Source organism: bacterium (genome assembly GCA_040755795.1).
GTDB lineage: Bacteria > UBA9089 > CG2-30-40-21 > CG2-30-40-21 > SBAY01 > JBFLXS01.
Map to the genome: position 1 here is coordinate 1 of JBFLXS010000028.1, position 20,460 is coordinate 20,460.

Consider the following 20,460-nt stretch of genomic DNA (forward strand, 5'->3'; position numbering starts at 1 on the left):
ATAAAGCAGGGGACTGTTCACGCATGTTATTGATTTCTTCAAAGAGAATGTTCGCTTGCTCACTCGTGTTTGAAGCACATACGATATCAACTCCACCTTTGGAAAGAAAGAATTCAGCAAGGTCAATACCAGCGATAAAGGTTGTCTTTCCGTTCTTGCGAGCAATCAGTAATATGACTTCATTGAATCTTCGTAAACCAGAATCCTTCAATTTGAATCCATACGCTACCTGGATGATTGCTTTCTCCCAAAGTTCAAGTATAAACGATTGACCATTAAATGGAGACTTCGTATGCTTGCAGAAGGTTTCAATAAAATCAATTCGAAGATTCCCTGGTGCTTCATCAAAAACATATCTCGGGTTTTTCAAATCCTGAATCAATAAATCTATCTGCTTTTTTAATTCCTCACCAACTAGAATGTTTCCATCTTCTATTTGACGATGGTATTCAATTAGGTAGTTCATCAGGTGTTTGCTTTCTTAAGAAACTCATCGAATGCATCATCACCATCAATAACATTCTTACCCATGATTGAGTTCAGTGTTTTGATGACTGTTCCATATGAATTAATGAGTTTAGTATAATATTTAGCAGCTTCTGTCTGTCTTTGAGCTCCTTTACTTGAGACTTGAACTGCACCATGTTTTCTTATTTGTTCTTGAAGAATGCCAAGTTCAACCTTCATGAAAGCTGCTTGCTCAAGTAGGTTATCTACCAGTTGAGTTTTGGTTTCATCAACGGACGAAAAAAGCGACCGCAGTCGCTCTAGTTCTATATTGATATCTTTTAGTTTAGACACAATAACACCTCATTCGAATATAGCTTCTGGACATATCATAACCGGTCCTACTGCATTCATTCCAAAGACTCTACTTGCTAGGTAATTAAACTCCATATTGTGTATCAATCCTTCTTCATTGACTAAGACGATATGACCTGGAATCCTCAAGGGATAAACCTCGATGTATCCTTTGACTTGTTCTTGAAGTTCGTCCAGTTCGAATGTCGTATCCTTTGGTTTAATAAAAGAGAAGGAATTATCAGTATTTAGTACTAGAGCCTTGTCTTGATAGATTCCACTTAAAAACAATCTAAGAGGAATCACACTTGAACTGTTGCATTCTGAACAGCACTCTTCGTTTCCAATTGGGTGGGCATTGTGTGAGTCACCCAAGATTTCTTTATTGCACAAGCAGCATGTCATTTTTAATTACCTCAATTAAGTCTTCCTCTGGGATGATTGCTAAGTCTCCCCAAGTGCCATGTAGTTGATCGAGTCCATCGATGTATTCAATGACTCCTTCTCTACCGTTATAATGGTCTTCACCCTTCATATCGATGATTCTGATTTTATCTCCAATTTTGAACATGATAAGTACCTCCTAAGGTTAGTAATATATATCACTCTAAAGAGAGAAAATAGCAAGAAAAAAACGACCGAAGTCGCTTTAACTAATTAACGTTTGTCATTCAATAGTTCCGATTACTTTAGGATCTAATACTATTTCAAGTGTTGGTACCGATTCAAATGAATTGCTATACCCTCTATTTCGAGGATTTTCTCTACCTTTGATTCTAACTTTTTCGAGTGCTATAATTAATTCATCTCTTGAAGCTAATCCTAATTCTTTCAAAAGCATAGTTAAGTGTCTCTTAGATTTCATTTTCCCGAAAATCATTGTGTTAAATCTATGATAGTAGATATACATTCTTGGAAACCACCATTTATAAATTTCACCTTCAAACATAATCTCTGAATAATATCCAAGTAACAAGTCTGTTTCAACCACTACAGCTGCTCCAAATTTTGTACGTCCTGCTCTTTCAAACATTGTATCAGCTTGTACTGATAATCTGTTTAATTGGTATTTTGCATTACGATAATCAAAGGATTTGCAGTATTTATTAAATTCTGTAAATTGAAAGAACCCTTCCTTTTCAAATTTTCTTTTGCAATAAAAATTAGTTTTAAGAAGTTTTGAAATTTCTACATGTTTTGAATAAAGTTTTAAAATTAAAATTGAATATATGAAAAATTCGTGTCTTAAAAAATTAAAATGGTCCCACATACCTTCAGTAAGAGTACTAGTTCCTTCGGGAATTCTGCCATCAAAACTAGACATTGTTTCAAAAAGATTTATCAAATCTTCCAAGAAATCATTATCGTCTGCAACAGTACTCTCAAATACGTTGATAAAAACTCTTAAAATATCCTCAAATTCCTGGATTTTATTAAACATCAAATCGTGCGGATTTGATTCGAAATCTTCATATTTTACTAGGTTTTCATCAAATGTTTTCTTTATCAGTTCTGTAAATCGTTTTAGAAGTGTGTGACTATTTTTCTCTTGAAGCTTCGATAATGAAATTCGTTCCAATGAATAGTAGTCATTATACTTTGCCTTTGGATCTTCCTTATCATAATCTGCGACAAATAATGGTTGTTCACCCAAAGGTGGACGCGTAAATTTGGGCACATTGAAAATATCTCGAAGTAACATTTCGAATTCATATATTTGAGATTCTTGCGATGAGAAATCATAGTATTTTCTTGTTTTTATATACGTTGGTAAGTATGCTACTCCAAGTTCGTTTTTCTCGTATACGAGTGCTACAAACTTGTTTTGATCGTGCTTAGCATATACTTCTGGAGAGATTAAGTAGGTTTCTATTCCAACTCCTCCAGACCTATTATCTGCGTTTTCTGAGTACCTTTTATCACAAATAATTAAAACTTTATCACTTTCGGTGATGCTTTTCTCCATATAAGTTGGAAAGTCATTACCGCCAACCACATCCCATTCATCAAGTTTCACAAATATCCCTTTGGATGTTAATTGAGTTGCAAGACTTCTTATTGCTTCTTTATGTTTCTCAGAAGAATGACTATATGATATAAAAACTTTCTTCGATTCCATTTTTAAACCTCCCATAACAAATCAAGAATTTCAAAAAAAGTAGCTTCCATTTTTTAATTGCCACCCTGTACGGTACCCTATATCTTAATAATAATTCACATAGGGGGGGTTAGACAATTTCAAATATATACATGGTACAGTCTTCTTGCACTTCGGTACGAGTAGAATATTTTGTTATAATTTCATATTTTTCTAGTTCATCAAGGCATTCTTTAGTCTTATCACCCAATAAAACCGAGTCTCTACTGATAGGAATACTAACCACATTTCTATTAAGTACTTGATCAGCTATATAACAATAAATCACTTTAGCTTCATCAGACAGTTTTCCTTCGTTTTCTTTAAACTTAACGTGATTAATCATTCTTTTCATCGCTCAACACTCCTTATGTTCTTAAATTTTTCCATTCAACCTATGATATTACAATCGACATCAAACATCTCAATGCGCCTTACAAATCATGAAGATTTGGATTGCAAGGAAATAACCGCTAAATTATAAATAAATTCGCTTATATCAACTTATTAGAAACATCTTTTAGTTTTTGTAGAATATCTTCTTCATTTAGAACTTCTTCGTCAAATAATGTATCGAATGGTCTTGTCCTATGTAAAAGTAACAATTGACTCAGTAGCGAATCTGTTTTATCGATGGGTATTCTATCTAGCGATTCATCAATGTCATAAAATTGCATAGCTCCGACAACTAAATTTTTAATACTAGTTAAGTCATCAATACCATATTGCTGAAAAACTAAATTTTGAACTTTCTCTTTAATTAACTTGTGTTGATCCTTAACTGACATGATTCCACCTCTTTGATTAACATTATATCAAACAATGTTTACTTTAATTAGGTTTTTCTGGATTTATTAAGTTGCCCTCTTTATCGAAACTAACTTTCTTACTGAAACGTTCATGCTCACGGTTATGGCATTCTCTACAAAGTAGTTCCAGGTTATCTTGATTTAGACTTATCAATGAATCATTAACATTTTCAACATTGAGTCTTTCTTTATGATGAACTTCGATTCCAACTTGACCACATCGTTCACAAAGACTATTGACTGAGACTATCTTGAGTTCACGAGCTGCAAGCCATGCAGGTGACTTATAGAAGTTATGAAGAACCTTTGGCTTTTTCATATGCTTCTCTTAGCTCAGCTGCTTTTGCTTCCACATGTTCCCAGCGAACAGGTAAGTCTTCACGACCCATGTGTCCGTAAGTTGCTAACTCCAGGAACTTCACTTTTTCAAACTCTAATTCTTTACGAATGTTTGTTGGAGTGAAATTAAAGTGTTGATTCACTAGTTCTAGTAATTGATCATCAGATAATTTACCAGTACCAAACGTATCGATCGATACTGCAACTGGATTTGCTACTCCAATTGAATAGGACACACAAACTTCGCACGTATCGGCTAATTCTGCCTCCACAAGAGCTTTTGCTACGAATCTGGCATAATAACTCGCGCTGCGGTCAACCTTGCTTACGTCCTTACCAGAAAAGGCCCCACCACCATGCTTTGAATATCCACCATATGTATCTACGATTATTTTTCTACCAGTTAATCCTGAATCACCGTAAGGACCACCAGTGACGAAAGCTCCTGTTGGATTGACGAGTACATTGATATTAGTTAGATTCTTACCGATCAATGGTTTGAGCACTTCTTCTACCATGATTTCTTTTGCGAGTGATAGGCTTGCTCCAGGTCTTGTTTGAGCTGAAACAATAATTGTGTCATATGCGAATGGTTGTCCATCCACATACCTGACTGATACTTGGCACTTGCCATCTGGACCAAAGATGTGATTGTATTTTGCTTTTCTAAGTGTGTCTATTTCTTTTGCAATCTCATGTGCTACTACAATAGGCAGTGGCATGAGTTCTGGTGTCTCGTTGCAAGCGAACCCATACATCATCCCCTGATCACCTGCACCTTGCTGATGATCTAGAGTTTCATTGACGCCTTGTGCAATATCTGGAGATTGCTTGGATATTTTTTCTAGTACACAGAACTCTTCAGTGTACCCGATTTCTTTAAGTACTTGTTTTGCGATGTCTGAGTATTGAACGATAGCTATAGTTGTCACTTCACCAAAGATTACTACTAGATCATCCTTGATCGCTGTTTCAACTGCTACTCTTGCTGCTTGGTCTTGTTCCAGGATTGCGTCTAATATAGCATCACTGATTTGGTCACATATTTTATCTGGATGTCCACTAAAGACTGATTCACTTGTTATGATTTTCATGTTGTCCTCTTTTCTAGCAAGAAAAAGGAAGCATTGAGCTTCCCTGGTTTGCCTTGATTTGAATGTGTTATTTTATTGCTGCTTTTGGTAAGTATGCAGTGTACCTTGCGTAATGATATCCTTCGCTTTCAACCAGGATACCAAAATCGTGTGAATCGGATGTCACGAAGATACAGTGAAATACCTCTTCTTGGTCACAATACATATGCTCAAGATTTTCTTTGATAAAATCGTAGTCGTTCAGTGGATCCTTGATAAAACATTCGAATAAGTCTTTATCGATGACTACTTGTTTTTCAATAACGAACTCATCATGAGGAATGAGTTCTGTTGATGTTGTTTTTCTTATAAAATTGGTTTTCATGTTCTTGTCCTTCTAGTCGATTTTCCAAGCAGTGTAGACACTTCTATATGTGCAATCCCAAGTATCTAGAATAACGCCATCTTTACATACTGTAACATGGCCAGTCATCTTCAAAACATATGTCCCGCGCGTATAGAGACCGGTAAAAGTGGAACCCTTGATTCGAGGTTCTCCCTTGATTGCTTTAAATATCAATCGAGGTTTTCCTTCGAAGTATTTGTATAAGAACTCGGTATCTTTATAACTTGAGAACTTCCACTCTCGTTTGAGTTGGTTGAGTTCTCGTCTGCATTCCATATAGTCCTTATTCATGGCGGCACTTATTGCTCTAACCACACAGTCGGTTGTTTTGATACCTTTAGGATGTGCATTGTATTCTTGAAACATTACTTTGCCCATCCTTTATTGAACCACTTCACCAGTTCTCTTGATGATTCAGTTTGAAAGACTGGTTTTTCAAACCCATCAAGTCTTTCAAAGACTGTGTATTTGAAATCGTTCCATACGCAATCGATTTGAACAACGAATAAGTTATTGTTGTTTTCTATGTCTGCGATTCTAAAATCATCATAGAGTGGACCGTTTAAAGGGCAGTTGTTTTTGAACCATACATAACTTGTCTCAAGGTCTACTTTTCCACCAGATTTGATTTGGCTGATGATGTTACCCATCTTCATAGTTTTGTTTGCTAAACTTGAATCTCTACAAAACCAATCGAACCATCCCGCTTTGATTTGGGTTGTTGTATAATGTTTATCGAACTCACCCGACTTAAATCTTTGAATCCATTCTGATAACTTGATTTGTTTATCCATAATGTGACCTACTTTCTACCTTTTGGTATGTATATATATCACTCTAAAGACCTTTTATATCAAGTCAATTCGACACTAAATGCTTACTATAGTGATAAATTTTGAAAGTCATCAATGGCATTAAGCGATAGCTTCTTGCCCTTACGGATCAGATAGCAATTGTCACTTGATCCTTTGTGTCTTATGTATCGTTTAACTATCACATCGACGAATCTCTCATCAAGTTCCATTAGATAAGATTTTCTTTGAAGCTGATCGGATGCGATCATAGTTGATCCAGAACCACCGAACAAGTCGAGTACGTATTCATTGACTCTGGAGGAGTTTGTAATTGCTCGTCCACAAAGTTCAAGTGGTTTCATCGTTGGATGGTCATCATTTCGCTTAGGCTTGTTATATTCCCAGATGGTATCTTGTGTACGATCATCAATAAAGTAATGAGCTGCACCTTCTTTCCATCCGTAAAGAATAGGTTCATGTCTCCAGTGATAATCTTGTCTACCTAGTACTAAGGCATTCTTAACCCAGACTAAGCACTCGGCTAGTTTGAAACCGGCATTTTTGAACGCATTTCTAAAGTTGATTCCTTCAGTATCTGCATGGCATACATAGATGGCTCCACCATCTTTGGTTGCTTCAAACATATTCGTAAATGCATCATATAAAAAAAGATAGAAGCTGTTATCTTCCATCTTGTCATTCTTAATCTTTCCAGCTGTACCTTCATAGTCCACATTGTATGGTGGATCCGTGAAGATCATATCAATCTTTTGTCCATCCAGGAGTTTTTGAACATCTTGCTTCTTGGTTGAATCACCACACATGACTCGGTGATTCCCTAATAGATAAATATCACCTATTTCAGAATAAGGGGTTTCACTGATTTCATCTGAAGGGTCAAAATCATCATCACTTGCATTATCTGGAATATCAGATTCAAGTTCTTCAAACCCGAACTGAAGCATATCAATATCGATATTCGAGAGTTCTTCTTCAAGTTTACTGAAATCCCAGGTAGCAAGTTCCGCTGTCTTGTTATCTGCCAAACGAAAGGCCTTAATTTGCCCTTCTGTGAGGTCATCAGCAACAATACAAGGAACAGTGGCCAATCCTAGTTTAAGGCTCGCTTTAAGCCGAGTGTGGCCAGCAATAATGACTAGATCCTTAGTGATCACAATTGGAACCTTGAATCCGAACTCTTTAATACTATTAGCTACAGCATCAACTGCAGCATCATTATTTCTTGGGTTGTTTTCGTATATTAACAACTCCGAGGGTTTCTTCATCACTATGTTCATTAATCCAAGTTTCCTCGCCTTTTTCTATGCGTTTCAGCATGATGTCTATTTCTTCTTTACGTTCGTTGTATTCACGTCCGAACTTAATAATTAATAAGTATTTGATAGCATTAAAATCGGGTAGAGCTTTCTTCTTGGTTTTAACAAGACGCTTCTTTGTTCCCGATGATGTTTCTTCAATGATGGTTTGTACTTCCTCATACTCCATCCCAACAGCTCGTTGGAACAAGGCGTCCATGAGTTTATACTTAAGTTCATCATCACCATTGATAAATGCTTGATTTAGTCTGGGATGAGATCGTTTCAATTTAATGAGTGTGTTCTCACTTAGGTTCATGGCTTTAGCGATATCCTTTTGGATAATCCGCCTAGCAACCATGTCTTGAATACTTTTTATTCGTTCATCAAGTACTCCATCAGCCTCCCATTGCTGATATGTATCCAGTACCTTTGGCACATCGATTCCAACCTTTCAAGGTTCAGTAAATTTATCAAAAACTGAAGTTATCCAAGGGTTGAATACTACATATTTTTCTGCAAAAGAAAAGAAACCCTCGTATTTGAGAGTTTCTATCTTCTAGGCTTCATCTAAAGCCAGTATTCCACGCTAATTGTAGTATATGAAATATGTCAATTTTTGTCTACATGCCAGCGGCACAATAATCTTAGCAAAGCCATGCTTTTTAACGTTTTGTGCCATAGCACTTGAAGCATAGTTGACAACTGCTTTAACCACACTTGTTGATAACTTGCTTTATAGTTGGCATTACTGTTCACAAGGATTATCGGAAAAGATGCTTTCAATTCTTGTCTAACAACATTTGTAAACGATTAATTAACTGATCATAAGTAATAATGTCACAGTCTTTATTATTATACCTAACTATATTTAAATTAAGCCTAACTATATCGGAACTAATACTATGCATTTCAACCTCTTTTTCAATATTACCAATTAGCAAAAAAGATTTCACTAGTACTTTACTAGGCTTAACTTCCTTTGCAGACATCATATTCCGTTGGATATTCGTCTGCTGTATTGCATTCGAAAACTCGGAAGTTAACTTGCATGTGTTATTTCGATATTCGTTTTTCTTGAAAAGTAATGTGTCAGCTCTTTTAAGTTCAATAATATTAGGAAAATCCACCTGATTATCAAACTTGATATCAATTCTATTAACGGGAAACTCATCATTATCGATAACATATTGAAACTCCGCCACACCATCGAGGCCAGGAATTATTAACGGTAAAAATCCTTGGTATTTTTTCAATACCTTCTCAATGTAATGCTCGTTTTCATTTAGGGATTTTACTAATTCTTCTTTGAAACGAGATAAAAGTCTATGTCTTGTTTTTAACTCTGCATTAAAAATAACATCTTCTTCCAAAACTAAAGTGTCAAAAGACAGTAAGTACTTTTTAAGACGATTGTTCAAATCTGCTAATCTAATATACGTTACCTTGGGATCGTATTCGAAATCAAAAACATCGCTGAAAAGCTCATCAAAATCACGCTTTGATATTTTTTCAAGTAATCCTGCTTCAATATTGACAACTTCTTTTAATAATTCAGTGTGTAAAGTAAATTGCTTGTTTGATTGTCTCAAAACCTTTTTTACTTGTAAATGCCCGTTTTCATCAGTATTACACTCTTTAATGGTCATACCAACATAGTAATTGTGTGTTCTTTCATGTGAATCATATTCAGTCTTTATGTAAGGCATAATTCCAAAAATAGAATCTTTACTCGCAAAAAAATATTCATCAGTTGTTCTATATATATCTTTTGATATCTTTGCAAATTTAAATTTAATAAAAATCACCCAATTTCATCAATCAAATAAAATCTCCATAGGTTTGTAAAAAAATCAGACAATGATTCATGATAACAACTACAAATTCCGTTTTGTGGCAAGATTACTTAACAATTCAACTGATTTTTCTAATTTTGTCTCCCAATCATCTTGAAATAAAAACTTAGCCCAAAATATGTCAATATCACGAGGTTCTGGATTCTGTAAATCAATGAATCCTAAACTATCTGATAAGTGCAAAATTCTATTAAAAAGATCATCATTTATATTATTCGGATTAACGATGTAAGTAGCATCTAAATCAGCAATTTCCATCTTTCTGGTTCCTTCGTTATCTTTGGATGAAATTTCACAAATTAATTGATAGAAAACTGAAGAAATCCAGCTTGCAATGATAACTCCGTCTCTAAAATTACTAATTTCAATAACGACAAAATTCGTTGAAAAATACATTGGTACAGTTGCAAAAAAGACTCTTCCATTTCTCCGTAAATCCCTTGGTATCGCTATAGAATATTGTGATGATAATTTTGATGTCGATTTTATTAATATTTTAGAAATCTCCATGTGATTCTTTAACTTCTTTAATTGTTTGCCAGGGCTCAATGGAATTTGAAGATAATCATCTATGACGCTACAAATCGAAGCATTCAAGCTAGGGTTATTCCAGTTTACCATGACCGAATCTCCGTGGTTAATTATCATTTGATCAAGCGAATCAGAGTTTCTAAGTGCTGAAATTCCGTCTTGAGTTAGTAATTTATATTGCTCATATAATTGAGAGTATTTGTGTGAAGAATTAAAGAAAAGTAAGTCACTAAGGCCTGAGTTTCCAATCGTTCCTCTATACGAATTAAATAGATTTGTAATCGTATTAAATGGAATAAGTTTTTCGTTAGAGAACAAATTATCACGACAAAAATTTATTGCTTCAATGGACTCAGTGTTAATAAATCGCCATCCATCGATAACACTCTCAACTAATGTTTGTCTATTAACATTCATTGCCTCTACACCAGGAATAATTGATCTGTAACTTGATGGTAAATCAGGCTGCGTTACAAGATACTCAAACATAGAGCTTGAATCAATGTCGACTATTTGAGTTAAGCATGAGATTGAAGACACTTTGTTAGGGATTTTTCCTTTTTGGCCAACTAGAATTACTGTGTCTTTAGTTACTGAATCAAATAGTCCAGACCCAGGATAATTAAAAATTGCAGATAATCCAAATCTGTTTAACAAGAATTCCCGAAACTTTATTGCCTCTGGTCCTCGAGAAACCAATAGCTGCTTTGGCATGATACATGAAATTACTGAGTTATTACTTGACACTCTAGTCAAATACTCAATAAAAATACACTCTAAACCCATTTGTCCAAAATTCAACTCAGAAGTAAAGTTTAATTTGGTTTCCATGCTTAATACTAATTCATTCTTTCTTTGCGCAGAGTAAATCCCAGCTAAATATGGTGGATTAACCAAGATAACTTTAACGTTTGTGAATAAAGATTTATCTAAATCAGCCAGGTTCTCAGAATATACTTTAGGTGAATTATCAATTTTCACAAGGTTAGGCAAAGAAAGTCCTAATCTCAAACTCAATAATTCGGAGTATTTTCTATTTACATCATTTGCGATTATTTGCTTTGGTTCAATATTAAAAACCGAAATTGCAGACTCAAGCAAATTTCCACTACCTGCTGCTGGGTCGCAAATATAATCACTCTCATCTATTTCTCCAATATACAATTTGGCTAATAAAGAAGCAAATTTAGCTAACTCTGGATCTGTTGATACTTCACCGTTATGTTCATTTCCCTCTGAGATAACTGAATGGATAATATTTGAAACTAAATCACCATTTATATTCGTTTTTGCAAAATTGAATAAACTTTCTAATAATCTGTTATCTACAACAGAATTCACAGGATAATTTTGATAATCAAAATTGAAAATCTGTGAGAAATTTATCTTAGAAGCTTCCAAACAGATCTTTTTCAAATTGTTGTTAAAGGCTCTTATGTCTCTTAACTCAAATCTTGATATAGCATAAAATGAACCCCTTATGTACTCATACAATAATACTGCAATATTGGATTTCCAACTTGTATCGCTATCTTTAATGTCTTCAATTAGGTTTGAAAAATTTGTAAGTGTAAGGTAATATTCGTAATTATCTGCCATGACATCATATATGTATTTTTTGAAAAATTTCACAAGCTTTTTGATGTGCTCGGTACTGTTAGTAGAACTTGAAAAATCTCCAATTGATATTAAACCTGGAGATAACATTTGTTGATATGGTTGAGGATTTTGATTATCATATCTAAACGAATAAGCTTTTTCTAAATTTGTAATTAAATAATATGGCTTTTCTAATCTATAAAAAAGTTGCTGAATATACGACATCGCTTGGTATTGAAACCGAGTGCTTTGTACGTCATTTGGTGTTCTTTTTACTTCAACAACGCAAAGTATTTTCTTAGTACTATTGTTCTCTATAACATAGTCCATTTCAAGTGATCCGGCATATTGATGATGAATCACACTATATGAATCACTAAGTCGTAATTCTTTTAATGCTAACTTTAGAGCTGTTTCACACAGAGGATGATAGATATTAACCTCGGAATCAGAATAGTTTATCCACATAAATTAGCCTCAAGATGCTTTTTGATTTGTCTGGCAATAACATCTGACAAAATTGGAGGTACGGCATTCCCAACAATTAAATTCTTTCCTTGCTTACTAGAGGATATAATTTGATAATCATCGGGAAACCCTTGTAAGCGCAATGCTTCTCGTACAGTTATTAATCTATTGTAACTGTAGTGTATATTACAACCGACATTGGGTCTATTAAAGTACGTGTTTATCGTGTATGCTGGCTCATTTGGATGAAGTCTACCATAACAGGTTGTGTGTCCACCTTGTTCTTGTAGTCTTTTTATTCGAACTGAAGCAACATCTTTAGGTATATCCATATAGTTTCCACCTGGTTTAACATGTTGAATAATATACTCATCTAATGAACTTGTTGTGGGAATACTATGATCAGTAACTATTTTCGCATGACCGCGAATACGTTTTTGGTAACTATTAAGTGGTTTCTGATTATACTCTTGAGATTTACTATTAACTGTTGCTATAGGTAAATCTCCTAACGCTTCTAAAACTGACACATATTTAGGTAATATTATCCCATCAATAGAATGTGTTTGACTCGGAAAATTGAAATCTCCCAATTTGGAACCAACAACTAAGACTCTCTTTCGTCTTTGTGGAACTCCATAATCGGCTGCATTAATAACATTCCATTTAACAACATAACCAAGTTCATTGAATTCCTCTAATAATGAATCAAGTACCTTTTTTCCATCACTGTCTTTTGCAGATAAAATACCCGTAACATTCTCAAAAACGAAAAAATATGGATTAACATGTTTTAATATTTCGAGATATTTCCACACTAACTTTCCTCTATCATCATTGACATTTCTTTTCCCAATAAGTGAGAAAGACTGACATGGTGGTCCACCAATTAAAACATCAGCATGTGGTATTTGACCAATAGGATAATTATTAATATCTGCGTGGTGTATATGATCTCCAATATTATATTTATATGTTTCAACAGCGTTTTTATCAATGTCAGAAGCCCAAATAAGGCTGAAATCATTCGATTTAAAACCAAGGTCAAGACCTCCGCCACCTGAAAATAAGCTTACTACAGAAAATTTCATTATTACACCCCGCTTTTTAGTCTCTCATTTTTAATCTTTTGCAATTCTTCCTTTATAATTATAGCAGACAAAGTTTCATACTTGGACAATATTGAAGTTATCTCATCAATTATTTCTTGTTCACCTATATTGATAAGTTGTAAACCTAATTTTGATAATTTATTAGTGTCTTTTACGGATATTATGTCTGGATTTACGATACATAATTCACTAATATCATATTTTTGTAATTTCAACATGCCTCCACCATAGAATTTACCACTTTTTTCTAATCTATAATATGTAAAATAGTTATTTAAAAGTGTCAAAATTAAGAACTTGTTATGTTTTGGTTTAATGATATAAAAATTGTCTCTTACTAAGCAATCGTCATTAAGTATAAATTTCATATTTTCTCTTATCATATAATTAAATATAATCCCAGAGCATTGCTTATCAAAGATACCAAAATTGGGCCAATTAACACCTTTGGATATCATATTATATATTGTTTTAGGTGTTTTATCATTCATTACTGTTTTTATAGTATTTTCAATATACTTCTTAACTTCAATAGATTCCGGATCACTCAAACCTAAGAATTTATCTTTTTTTGCATCAAGTGTAGAATATCCAGTAATACTTTTAGATGAAGTTATCATTTCTTTCAATAATCTTGAGTCGCTAATCTGAGATTTAAAATAAAAATCATTGTACCCTGTTGTGATTCCTCGGGTAATAATGGCTATTTTGTTTAGTGCAATATGATTTAGATTAGATAAATCTATAGCTTTGACTTCTTCAAATTCAACAATTTCTCCATTAACAGACTTTATACTAGAAATTATAGGTGTATAACTTACTAACTCCTTAACAATTTTGACTATTGACACACCAACTGTATATTCTTTTCCAAATACAAAACCTTTAACATTAGTAATGCTTCTAATGGATGCGGATTTTGTAACTTCACTATAAAAATAATGATTTCCTCGATCATCCATCCAAGTGCTTGGAAATATCGCAATCAATTCGCCTTTATCTCTTAATAAGTCTATAGCTTTGAGTATAAAATACATATACAAATTTGAAGTCTTTTTTAAGCCTTTAAATAAACTATCTGAAAGTAATTTATCTTTATTTATGCCAAAATGATCAAGATTGTTGATTTTTTCCTGCCGTACATATGGTGGGTTCATGACGATTGCATCATAATGAGATTGATCGTTTATACTTAAAAAATCCATGTTATATAGACGAATATGATTACTTGACCTGGAGATTACTTCATTAAATTTTTCGTATAGTGTTGGATCAATTTCATATCCAGTTATAGCATTATATCCGATATGCATGAGTTCGGAAATAAAGACTCCATGACCAAAACAAGGATCAAGCACAAATGAATTTTTATTAGCAGTAAGTAACGATACCATATATTTAGCTATAATCTCTGGAGTAAACACTTGTCCTAAATCAAATTTCATAAGAATTTACCCCTTTCTCACTGAATATTATAAACATAATATACTTTTTACGATTATACCACATTTATAAAAAACTTTAAAGCCTCCTAGCCAAACTGTCCACTCTAAATTCTCATTAACATAATTAGCAAGTTTTGTAAGCAGCTAATCACTATACTGTTTCCTGCCATTTTATATAGTTGTGTATCCGATGTTCCAGATGAAAGTACTACATCAATACAGTTGTCATTCCACCCCATCAACCTCCAACACTCTCTAGGTGTCAGTCTCCTAATTGATATTAGATCATCTTTATCAACAACTACTCCTATGTCATTTGGCGATGTTTTGAGTGTTGGAATCATATTTTTTTGAACAACTCCTCTTTTTTGGTGCGTTCTATTGGTGTATATACCATCTCCAACATGAGCCAATGCATATCCTTGTTTTGTCTTTTGAGGAACCATGATGAAGTTATCAGTTGCTCTACTACCAGGGCATGTGCTAATTGTGTAAGCATATTCACTATTTTCATCATGTAATCGAAATCTATTCCCTCGAATGAATCCATTACGATCATTTGTATCCGAAAGATTTCTAATAAGTCTTTCGCTCAAAAAATACTTTTCTGAAACATGCTTTTCCAAATAATCATTTAACTTGTTTTCAAGTTTTATCTTTGTTGGAAAAATATAGTTCTTGGTATCAAGTGTACTGACCATAAACACTCTCTCTCTATTTTGAGGGATACCATAATCTTTAGCGTTGAGGACTTGATAGTAATTTCTATATCCATGTGACTCAAGAAATGATTTCCATTCATTAAATAATCCTATGAACCTCTTGCTTACAAGGTTTTTTACGTTTTCCATAAGTAGATATTTAGGTAGATTACCTTTGATTGCTGCATTATTTATTAATCTTTCAACTTCCCACAATAGACTACTACCAGTATCAGAATCACGATCAAACCCCTTCATTTGACCAGCCAACGATATATCAGTACAAGGAAATGAATAAGTCCATAAATCAGCTGTGGGTAATACCTCGATCTCTTTAATATTCCCTAGGTTGTTAGGCTTTCCATGCAAAGCTTCATAAACTTTTAATGCGTACTTATCTATTTCACTAATCGCAACTATTTCGTGCTCAATATTGGCGTCTTTAAGAGCTTGAGCTTGAGCACCAATTCCAGCAAATAATTCAACAACTTTTAACATTCCTAAATCTCCTCTTCAGTATTTGCGTGGATACTGGCATGAGATTTACTTATATTTTTGGTTTGTCCAACTTATTACAATTTCATCTATTATTTGATAAACTCGACTTCTACTTTGTTTTATCTCAATCTTAATCTTCTCAATCCAGTGATTGTTGACGATGGAAACTAGGACAGTTTTCTGGATATCATTTAAGTTCTTCATTATGGATTTGTATTCAGATAATATTCTTTCCGCTTCCTTAATTCGTTTTTCAATAACTGTTATCTTATCTAACCAATACAATAGCTCACTGTCACCTGATGAACGTGAACCAGAAGAACCAATCCGATCATAAGATACACCTTTGTACCCAATAAGCTTCATGTTGTAAAACTCTAACTTTTCTTGGAGTTCTTTTTCTTTTCTCATCGCTCTTCTTACATCATCAATCCACTTGTAAAAGGGTTCGTTTAATCCACGATTCGAATGACTCATTAGCTGTTTTCCTCCTATGTTCAAATTGCTTTAAATTTGTTTGAACTGACTCTCTCATGAAAGCGAACTTATCTTCTATCGGTGGATTGGGGTTCTTTGAATACTTAACCACATAATCTACAGCAGATAGGACATCTTCGAATCCATACCCGTGGATTAAATCTTCAAACAAGATGTTAAATTTGATAATGTCAAGAGATGACTCATCGATGTATTTGTTTTTGATTAAAGAATTAGTAATAAAATGTAATTTAGGGAGGCCGTACGGCCCTTTATCTTCTTTATCCTCTTTATCAATTTTTCTTTCTTTTTTCTTTTCTTTTTCTTTTTGTGTACTTTTGTCGACATTAATTCGGTTATTGTCTGCATTAACTTGGGTATTGCTACCAATAACGCCATTTGTGTTATCAATAACCCCATTATTGTCTACATTAATGTTTTTTGATGTTTTGTTAAATATGCTTAGTTCCAACATCGTTTTTTCATCAAGTAACCAGTATTTATCCTGACCGGTGTTCTTTCTTCTTCTGGTCGATAAAATGAACTGTTTTTGAATTGATTTTGATGTGATCACATCTTCCTTCAGTAGATCGTAATTAAATAAACCCACTTTCCCACAATAGACAATAACCTCTTCAATATCGATTGGGTTTGGTGTCCAGTTCGCACCGATGCTTTTCATGAGCGTTCTTGCGAGTGAAGCGATTGATTTTTCTAAATAATATCCATTGGCGTATATCATCGAGAGCAACCTTATGTAGATGATTTCACCTAAATAACCAAAAGCGAGATTGAGATCCTGTATCTTTTCATCTTCAAAAATATTCACATCGAGAGGAAAGTATTGTAAACCTTGTTTGAATGGTCGTGCCATGAGTTATTCCTTTCCCTAGGTATAGTTAAAAATCGCCCAATAAGGGCTTATACTAAATGACACTTGAAAGCCACTTCACACATACTTGATACACTGTTCGCAGTATATTAACGTGTAGTTCACATTACTGTTCACAAGCATTATCGGTAAGTGTGAAGCAGCTAACAGTTGTCTTTACTTCATGTTCCGTAGAATGAATTCATCTAAGTGTTCTTGAGTCACTCGCCATTGGTTTCCAACCTTGAATGCTTTGATTTTCTTGGTCTTGATATACTTTAAAAGAGTCGGCCTTTTGACTTGTAGTATCTCTTGAAGCTCATTCACGCTATAGACATTCTCATTTTTCTTTCCGTTGTTTGTTTCCATCGTATTCTTTTAGTATCCTTTCGATGAATGTAATCCCGCCTTTATAGACGTATGTTTTGGTTGATTTAATAACTGTTCCACCAGATACTACTTTCGCTTCAACAACTCTGAAATACTTCTTATCACAGAAGTCTTGAAACGGTATGTTCTGTTCATCTAAAACATGAGCAGTTCTTAGAATTTTCAATAAGACATCTCTCCCGATATTCTTGAAGCGAATCACTTCATGAACCATATCTAGATCCACACAACTTGTTGTTCCAAGTAAGTTATCAATAGCTTTAATTTTTGGTGTATTCATTTTGAGTGTGGTTTCTAAGACATTCGCTCTGACTTTAAGTTCTTGAAACTCATCCAGGAACTCGATAATCTTATCCGGATTCTCAAAATCCTCAATCTGATAGATGCCATAACGGATGAGCTGAGGTAATACGGTGCGATATAACCAATCTCCAATCACTTCTGCGTCTTTACGCTTGGATTGGAAGAATATGGTGGATAGGTGGTCTGCTGTAACAAAGAACATATTTTGATGTGTTTTATCGTGGGGAACGCTCACAAGCTTTATACTGGTGTCGTTCAGTTTGGTCCGGACTTCTGATACGCTTTTTATCTCAAACATGCGACAGAGATCCTTTAAGTTGAAGCAAGGTTCATCATCCACTATCGTGGCACGAACTTTGCCATAGGCATTGTGTTCAAACTCTCTAATCATAGGGTTTCCCTTCATTTTTTCTTTTTGGTAGTTTGGAATAGTGCTGTGCTTATCTGCCACTCAAGATGATTCTTTGCTTTGCTCAATCGGTGAGCATAAATCTTTGTGGTAGATATGTCTTTGTGACGCATTAATTGCTGTGCTGCATCTAAATCTCCACCCAAGTCCAGCGCTAAAGAAGCTGCTGTATGCCTTAGGCTATGGGCAGAGTACTTGGGATCATCGATTCCGATATCTCTAAGCATTTCTTTAACCACCATACTAATCATTCGTGTCCTCAGTCTGGTTCCCCGATAGGGTTTCGTATGATTAATGAAGAGTGGTTTATATTCATCTTGTCGCTCGATCAAATATTCTTCAATCAAGCCATACACTTCTGGAGAGAGTTTGACATACGCATCTTTCTCATCGTGACCTTTACCCATGATGTATAACACCTTGGTTTCATCCACGAAGCTGATATCATCCACATCTGCTCTTTCCACTTCAATCGTTCTTAATCCGGTTGTTAGTAATAGCGCGATCAGAGCATGATCTCTTTTTCCAATGATGCTCTTACTCGCATAGCGTTTCGCTCTGTTTAATAGTTTTATGGCCGCTTCAAGTGAAAGTGATTCCCTCTTAAAGTCGGATTCAATCTTCATACCTTTTACACCTTCAGCTGCATTAGGTCCAAATCCCTCAATGTAGTACCATCGATAAAATCCCCTTATCACTACGATGTGTTTTTGAACAGATGCAGCTCTTAGCCTGGACTTCAGTTGTTCACGATAAGCCATGACATCTTGCCTGGTTGGTAGGTTAGGCAAGCCATCAGCGAACTCAGCGAACTGGGCAAGCATCTTCCCATAGGATCGCTTGGTGTTTTCTTTGATATCGAATCTCTGTATATAAATATCGATTATCTCTCGAAAAAAGTCCTTGTCGTCCATTTTTATCCTTTCAATGGTTTGTATAATTTGATTTGCGTTGTATAATCGGAGTTGTAGAAGGGCGGTCGCTTTTCTACTGGCCAGGTTTGTACCCCAAATACAAGCTTGGCGTCTTTTTTATTTCACCCGATTAAAATCGTTGTGTTTTTTCACATGTTCACTCTCGAGTTCAAGAAACTTGATCGCATCGATCTGCAGGACTCTGATGAGCTCTAGTACGAGTGGTATCGGTAGTTTCTGACCTCTTCGGCCACTCTCTATTTGATAATAGTAATAGTGAGAGAGATTTAACATTCTGGAAACTTCTTCCACGGATAAACCCAGATTGTTTCTGTGCTCGATAAGATAAAACCTTGGTAGTGGTGTGGCTCGGTCGCGATTCTGAACTTTCCCTGTTCCGTTGACAGGCATGTACTTTCCTCCTTTCGTCAAATTCGATGGTGCCTTGATTATATGAGAAAGCAGTCTATCAAAAAATAACTTGGAGAAGGGAAATCACAACAGCAACAAAAAGAGTTTTCATATGGCTGAAAACCCTTGTTTTTACGATAGAATTGATAGTTAATGTCATCAGTAACATTGACTTGTAAACATTTGTTGTGGTATCATTATTGCAAAAATATACGAATGTGAAGAGGTGACCTCCATGGTTAAATTAAACACCGAAGATGATTTTAATAATTTGTTCATCTGTGAGAATCTAAAGCGTCTACGTATCTCACACAATTTATCAACAACCCAAGTAGCTAGCGTCATAAAAAAATCCCGCCAAGGCTATCTCAATTACGAGAACGGCTCCAGGGAGATTGGAATACACGATTTAATTAAGCTTTCTCAGTTCTATGGTGTTTCGATTGATCATATAACCGGTAATCCATTCTCAAACAGAATCAATAACACCCTCGCATTCAGAACCTACGCGATGATTGATAATGAGCTCAAGCAAGTCCTGCCTTATAATATCAATGCAGAAAATGATGATGTCATTCTGGTGAGATATAACGAGCAAAAAATTGACTTCTTCTGGCGTACGCAAACTTATCACAAGAATCAAGTGATGCTCTTTTCATACTATAACCAGCACTATGTCTCTAAGATATTTTACAACATAGATGGCGGAGGTTGTTTCTTTATTCTTGATGAAATGTTTAACTTTACAAAAGCACAGTCAGAAAACCTTATTATACATGGTATTCATGCAGGTACAATTT

Annotated in this window: 26 protein-coding genes; 1 reads left to right on the forward strand and 25 read right to left on the reverse strand. The window is 34.6% G+C overall.

Annotated elements, in window-relative coordinates:
• The 25 genes from AB1414_03535 to AB1414_03655 all read right to left on the reverse strand — a co-directional run.
• On the reverse strand, nt 1-466 hold a 466-nt coding region (locus AB1414_03535), incomplete at its 3' end, for a terminase large subunit (GenBank protein MEW6606514.1).
• Complete coding sequence (locus AB1414_03540; protein ID MEW6606515.1) at nt 466-801, reverse strand: hypothetical protein; 336 nt, start codon at nt 799-801, stop codon at nt 466-468. The genes AB1414_03535 and AB1414_03540, both read right to left, overlap by 1 nt.
• Nucleotides 802-810: 9 nt before the next feature.
• A complete protein-coding gene (locus AB1414_03545) occupies nt 811-1,107 on the reverse strand; it encodes a DUF3846 domain-containing protein (protein ID MEW6606516.1) in 297 nt (98 codons plus the stop codon).
• Nucleotides 1,108-1,183: 76 nt separating this feature from the next.
• A complete protein-coding gene (locus tag AB1414_03550; protein ID MEW6606517.1) occupies nt 1,184-1,372 on the reverse strand; it encodes a DUF4314 domain-containing protein in 189 nt (62 codons plus the stop codon).
• A gap of 96 nt (nt 1,373-1,468) precedes the next feature.
• On the reverse strand, nt 1,469-2,920 hold the full coding sequence (locus tag AB1414_03555) for a toll/interleukin-1 receptor domain-containing protein (protein MEW6606518.1): 1,452 nt from the start codon (nt 2,918-2,920) through the stop codon (nt 1,469-1,471).
• 109 nt (nt 2,921-3,029) lie between these two features.
• Nucleotides 3,030-3,293, reverse strand: coding sequence for a hypothetical protein (locus AB1414_03560; protein MEW6606519.1), 264 nt, complete (start codon nt 3,291-3,293; stop codon nt 3,030-3,032).
• Nucleotides 3,294-3,432: 139 nt separating this feature from the next.
• Nucleotides 3,433-3,726, reverse strand: coding sequence for a hypothetical protein (locus AB1414_03565; GenBank protein MEW6606520.1), 294 nt, complete (start codon nt 3,724-3,726; stop codon nt 3,433-3,435).
• Between the two features lie 43 nt (nt 3,727-3,769).
• Complete coding sequence (locus AB1414_03570; protein MEW6606521.1) at nt 3,770-4,066, reverse strand: HNH endonuclease; 297 nt, start codon at nt 4,064-4,066, stop codon at nt 3,770-3,772.
• Nucleotides 4,041-5,180: a methionine adenosyltransferase gene (gene metK, locus AB1414_03575; GenBank protein MEW6606522.1), complete on the reverse strand. Its 1,140-nt coding sequence runs from the start codon at nt 5,178-5,180 to the stop codon at nt 4,041-4,043. The genes AB1414_03570 and metK overlap by 26 nt, the downstream gene beginning before the upstream one ends.
• A 67-nt stretch (nt 5,181-5,247) precedes the next feature.
• Nucleotides 5,248-5,544, reverse strand: a complete 297-nt coding sequence (locus tag AB1414_03580; GenBank protein ID MEW6606523.1) for a DUF6329 domain-containing protein — start codon at nt 5,542-5,544, stop codon at nt 5,248-5,250.
• Nucleotides 5,545-5,556: 12 nt separating this feature from the next.
• Entirely contained in the window at nt 5,557-5,931 is a 375-nt protein-coding gene (locus tag AB1414_03585) for a hypothetical protein (protein MEW6606524.1), read from the reverse strand.
• Nucleotides 5,931-6,359 (reverse strand): hypothetical protein, encoded by a 429-nt coding sequence (locus AB1414_03590; protein ID MEW6606525.1) that lies wholly within the window; start codon nt 6,357-6,359, stop codon nt 5,931-5,933. The genes AB1414_03585 and AB1414_03590 overlap by 1 nt, the downstream gene beginning before the upstream one ends.
• 86 nt (nt 6,360-6,445) lie before the next feature.
• A complete protein-coding gene (locus AB1414_03595) occupies nt 6,446-7,657 on the reverse strand; it encodes a DNA modification methylase (GenBank protein ID MEW6606526.1) in 1,212 nt (403 codons plus the stop codon).
• Nucleotides 7,596-8,114: a hypothetical protein gene (locus AB1414_03600; protein MEW6606527.1), complete on the reverse strand. Its 519-nt coding sequence runs from the start codon at nt 8,112-8,114 to the stop codon at nt 7,596-7,598. Before AB1414_03600 ends, AB1414_03595 begins: the two co-directional genes overlap by 62 nt.
• A 343-nt stretch (nt 8,115-8,457) precedes the next feature.
• Nucleotides 8,458-9,483, reverse strand: a complete 1,026-nt coding sequence (locus tag AB1414_03605) for a Shedu anti-phage system protein SduA domain-containing protein (GenBank protein ID MEW6606528.1) — start codon at nt 9,481-9,483, stop codon at nt 8,458-8,460.
• A gap of 69 nt (nt 9,484-9,552) precedes the next feature.
• Nucleotides 9,553-12,129, reverse strand: a complete 2,577-nt coding sequence (locus tag AB1414_03610; GenBank protein MEW6606529.1) for a BpuSI family type II restriction endonuclease — start codon at nt 12,127-12,129, stop codon at nt 9,553-9,555.
• On the reverse strand, nt 12,120-13,220 hold the full coding sequence (locus tag AB1414_03615) for a DNA cytosine methyltransferase (GenBank protein MEW6606530.1): 1,101 nt from the start codon (nt 13,218-13,220) through the stop codon (nt 12,120-12,122). Before AB1414_03615 ends, AB1414_03610 begins: the two co-directional genes overlap by 10 nt.
• A gap of 2 nt (nt 13,221-13,222) precedes the next feature.
• Nucleotides 13,223-14,686, reverse strand: coding sequence for an N-6 DNA methylase (locus AB1414_03620; GenBank protein ID MEW6606531.1), 1,464 nt, complete (start codon nt 14,684-14,686; stop codon nt 13,223-13,225).
• A gap of 104 nt (nt 14,687-14,790) precedes the next feature.
• The gene (gene dcm / locus AB1414_03625; protein ID MEW6606532.1) at nt 14,791-15,885 is read right to left on the reverse strand and encodes a DNA (cytosine-5-)-methyltransferase; all 1,095 of its coding nucleotides are present in this window, start codon (nt 15,883-15,885) and stop codon (nt 14,791-14,793) included.
• A gap of 45 nt (nt 15,886-15,930) precedes the next feature.
• Complete coding sequence (locus AB1414_03630; GenBank protein MEW6606533.1) at nt 15,931-16,362, reverse strand: hypothetical protein; 432 nt, start codon at nt 16,360-16,362, stop codon at nt 15,931-15,933.
• Entirely contained in the window at nt 16,313-17,236 is a 924-nt protein-coding gene (locus AB1414_03635) for a DUF4373 domain-containing protein (GenBank protein ID MEW6606534.1), read from the reverse strand. Before AB1414_03635 ends, AB1414_03630 begins: the two co-directional genes overlap by 50 nt.
• 174 nt (nt 17,237-17,410) lie before the next feature.
• Entirely contained in the window at nt 17,411-17,602 is a 192-nt protein-coding gene (locus tag AB1414_03640; GenBank protein ID MEW6606535.1) for a helix-turn-helix domain-containing protein, read from the reverse strand.
• On the reverse strand, nt 17,574-18,377 hold the full coding sequence (locus tag AB1414_03645; protein MEW6606536.1) for a phage antirepressor KilAC domain-containing protein: 804 nt from the start codon (nt 18,375-18,377) through the stop codon (nt 17,574-17,576). The genes AB1414_03640 and AB1414_03645 overlap by 29 nt, the downstream gene beginning before the upstream one ends.
• Nucleotides 18,329-19,249: a tyrosine-type recombinase/integrase gene (locus AB1414_03650; protein ID MEW6606537.1), complete on the reverse strand. Its 921-nt coding sequence runs from the start codon at nt 19,247-19,249 to the stop codon at nt 18,329-18,331. Before AB1414_03650 ends, AB1414_03645 begins: the two co-directional genes overlap by 49 nt.
• 117 nt (nt 19,250-19,366) lie before the next feature.
• Complete coding sequence (locus AB1414_03655; protein ID MEW6606538.1) at nt 19,367-19,660, reverse strand: helix-turn-helix transcriptional regulator; 294 nt, start codon at nt 19,658-19,660, stop codon at nt 19,367-19,369.
• Nucleotides 19,661-19,895: 235 nt separating this feature from the next.
• Between AB1414_03655 and AB1414_03660 the strand changes: the two genes are divergently transcribed.
• Nucleotides 19,896-20,460: helix-turn-helix transcriptional regulator (locus AB1414_03660; GenBank protein ID MEW6606539.1), on the forward strand; the 565-nt coding region annotated here is incomplete at its 3' end.

What these genes read in the sequence shown, in the direction of transcription:
- AB1414_03615 (MEW6606530.1), bottom strand. Translation starts at nt 13,220, where the DNA reads ATGAAATTTTCTGTAGTAAGCTTATTTTCAGGTGGCGGAGGTCTTGAC.
- AB1414_03595 (MEW6606526.1), bottom strand. Translation starts at nt 7,657, where the DNA reads ATGAACATAGTGATGAAGAAACCCTCGGAGTTGTTAATATACGAAAAC.
- metK (MEW6606522.1), bottom strand. Translation starts at nt 5,180, where the DNA reads ATGAAAATCATAACAAGTGAATCAGTCTTTAGTGGACATCCAGATAAA.
- AB1414_03555 (MEW6606518.1), bottom strand. Translation starts at nt 2,920, where the DNA reads ATGGAATCGAAGAAAGTTTTTATATCATATAGTCATTCTTCTGAGAAA.
- AB1414_03635 (MEW6606534.1), bottom strand. Translation starts at nt 17,236, where the DNA reads ATGGCACGACCATTCAAACAAGGTTTACAATACTTTCCTCTCGATGTG.
- AB1414_03565 (MEW6606520.1), bottom strand. Translation starts at nt 3,726, where the DNA reads ATGTCAGTTAAGGATCAACACAAGTTAATTAAAGAGAAAGTTCAAAAT.
- AB1414_03655 (MEW6606538.1), bottom strand. Translation starts at nt 19,660, where the DNA reads ATGCCTGTCAACGGAACAGGGAAAGTTCAGAATCGCGACCGAGCCACA.
- AB1414_03560 (MEW6606519.1), bottom strand. Translation starts at nt 3,293, where the DNA reads ATGAAAAGAATGATTAATCACGTTAAGTTTAAAGAAAACGAAGGAAAA.
- AB1414_03650 (MEW6606537.1), bottom strand. Translation starts at nt 19,249, where the DNA reads ATGGACGACAAGGACTTTTTTCGAGAGATAATCGATATTTATATACAG.
- AB1414_03580 (MEW6606523.1), bottom strand. Translation starts at nt 5,544, where the DNA reads ATGAAAACCAATTTTATAAGAAAAACAACATCAACAGAACTCATTCCT.
- AB1414_03550 (MEW6606517.1), bottom strand. Translation starts at nt 1,372, where the DNA reads ATGTTCAAAATTGGAGATAAAATCAGAATCATCGATATGAAGGGTGAA.
- AB1414_03630 (MEW6606533.1), bottom strand. Translation starts at nt 16,362, where the DNA reads ATGAGTCATTCGAATCGTGGATTAAACGAACCCTTTTACAAGTGGATT.
- AB1414_03640 (MEW6606535.1), bottom strand. Translation starts at nt 17,602, where the DNA reads ATGGAAACAAACAACGGAAAGAAAAATGAGAATGTCTATAGCGTGAAT.
- dcm (MEW6606532.1), bottom strand. Translation starts at nt 15,885, where the DNA reads ATGTTAAAAGTTGTTGAATTATTTGCTGGAATTGGTGCTCAAGCTCAA.
- AB1414_03620 (MEW6606531.1), bottom strand. Translation starts at nt 14,686, where the DNA reads ATGAAATTTGATTTAGGACAAGTGTTTACTCCAGAGATTATAGCTAAA.
- AB1414_03585 (MEW6606524.1), bottom strand. Translation starts at nt 5,931, where the DNA reads ATGTTTCAAGAATACAATGCACATCCTAAAGGTATCAAAACAACCGAC.
- AB1414_03570 (MEW6606521.1), bottom strand. Translation starts at nt 4,066, where the DNA reads ATGAAAAAGCCAAAGGTTCTTCATAACTTCTATAAGTCACCTGCATGG.
- AB1414_03590 (MEW6606525.1), bottom strand. Translation starts at nt 6,359, where the DNA reads ATGGATAAACAAATCAAGTTATCAGAATGGATTCAAAGATTTAAGTCG.
- AB1414_03610 (MEW6606529.1), bottom strand. Translation starts at nt 12,129, where the DNA reads ATGTGGATAAACTATTCTGATTCCGAGGTTAATATCTATCATCCTCTG.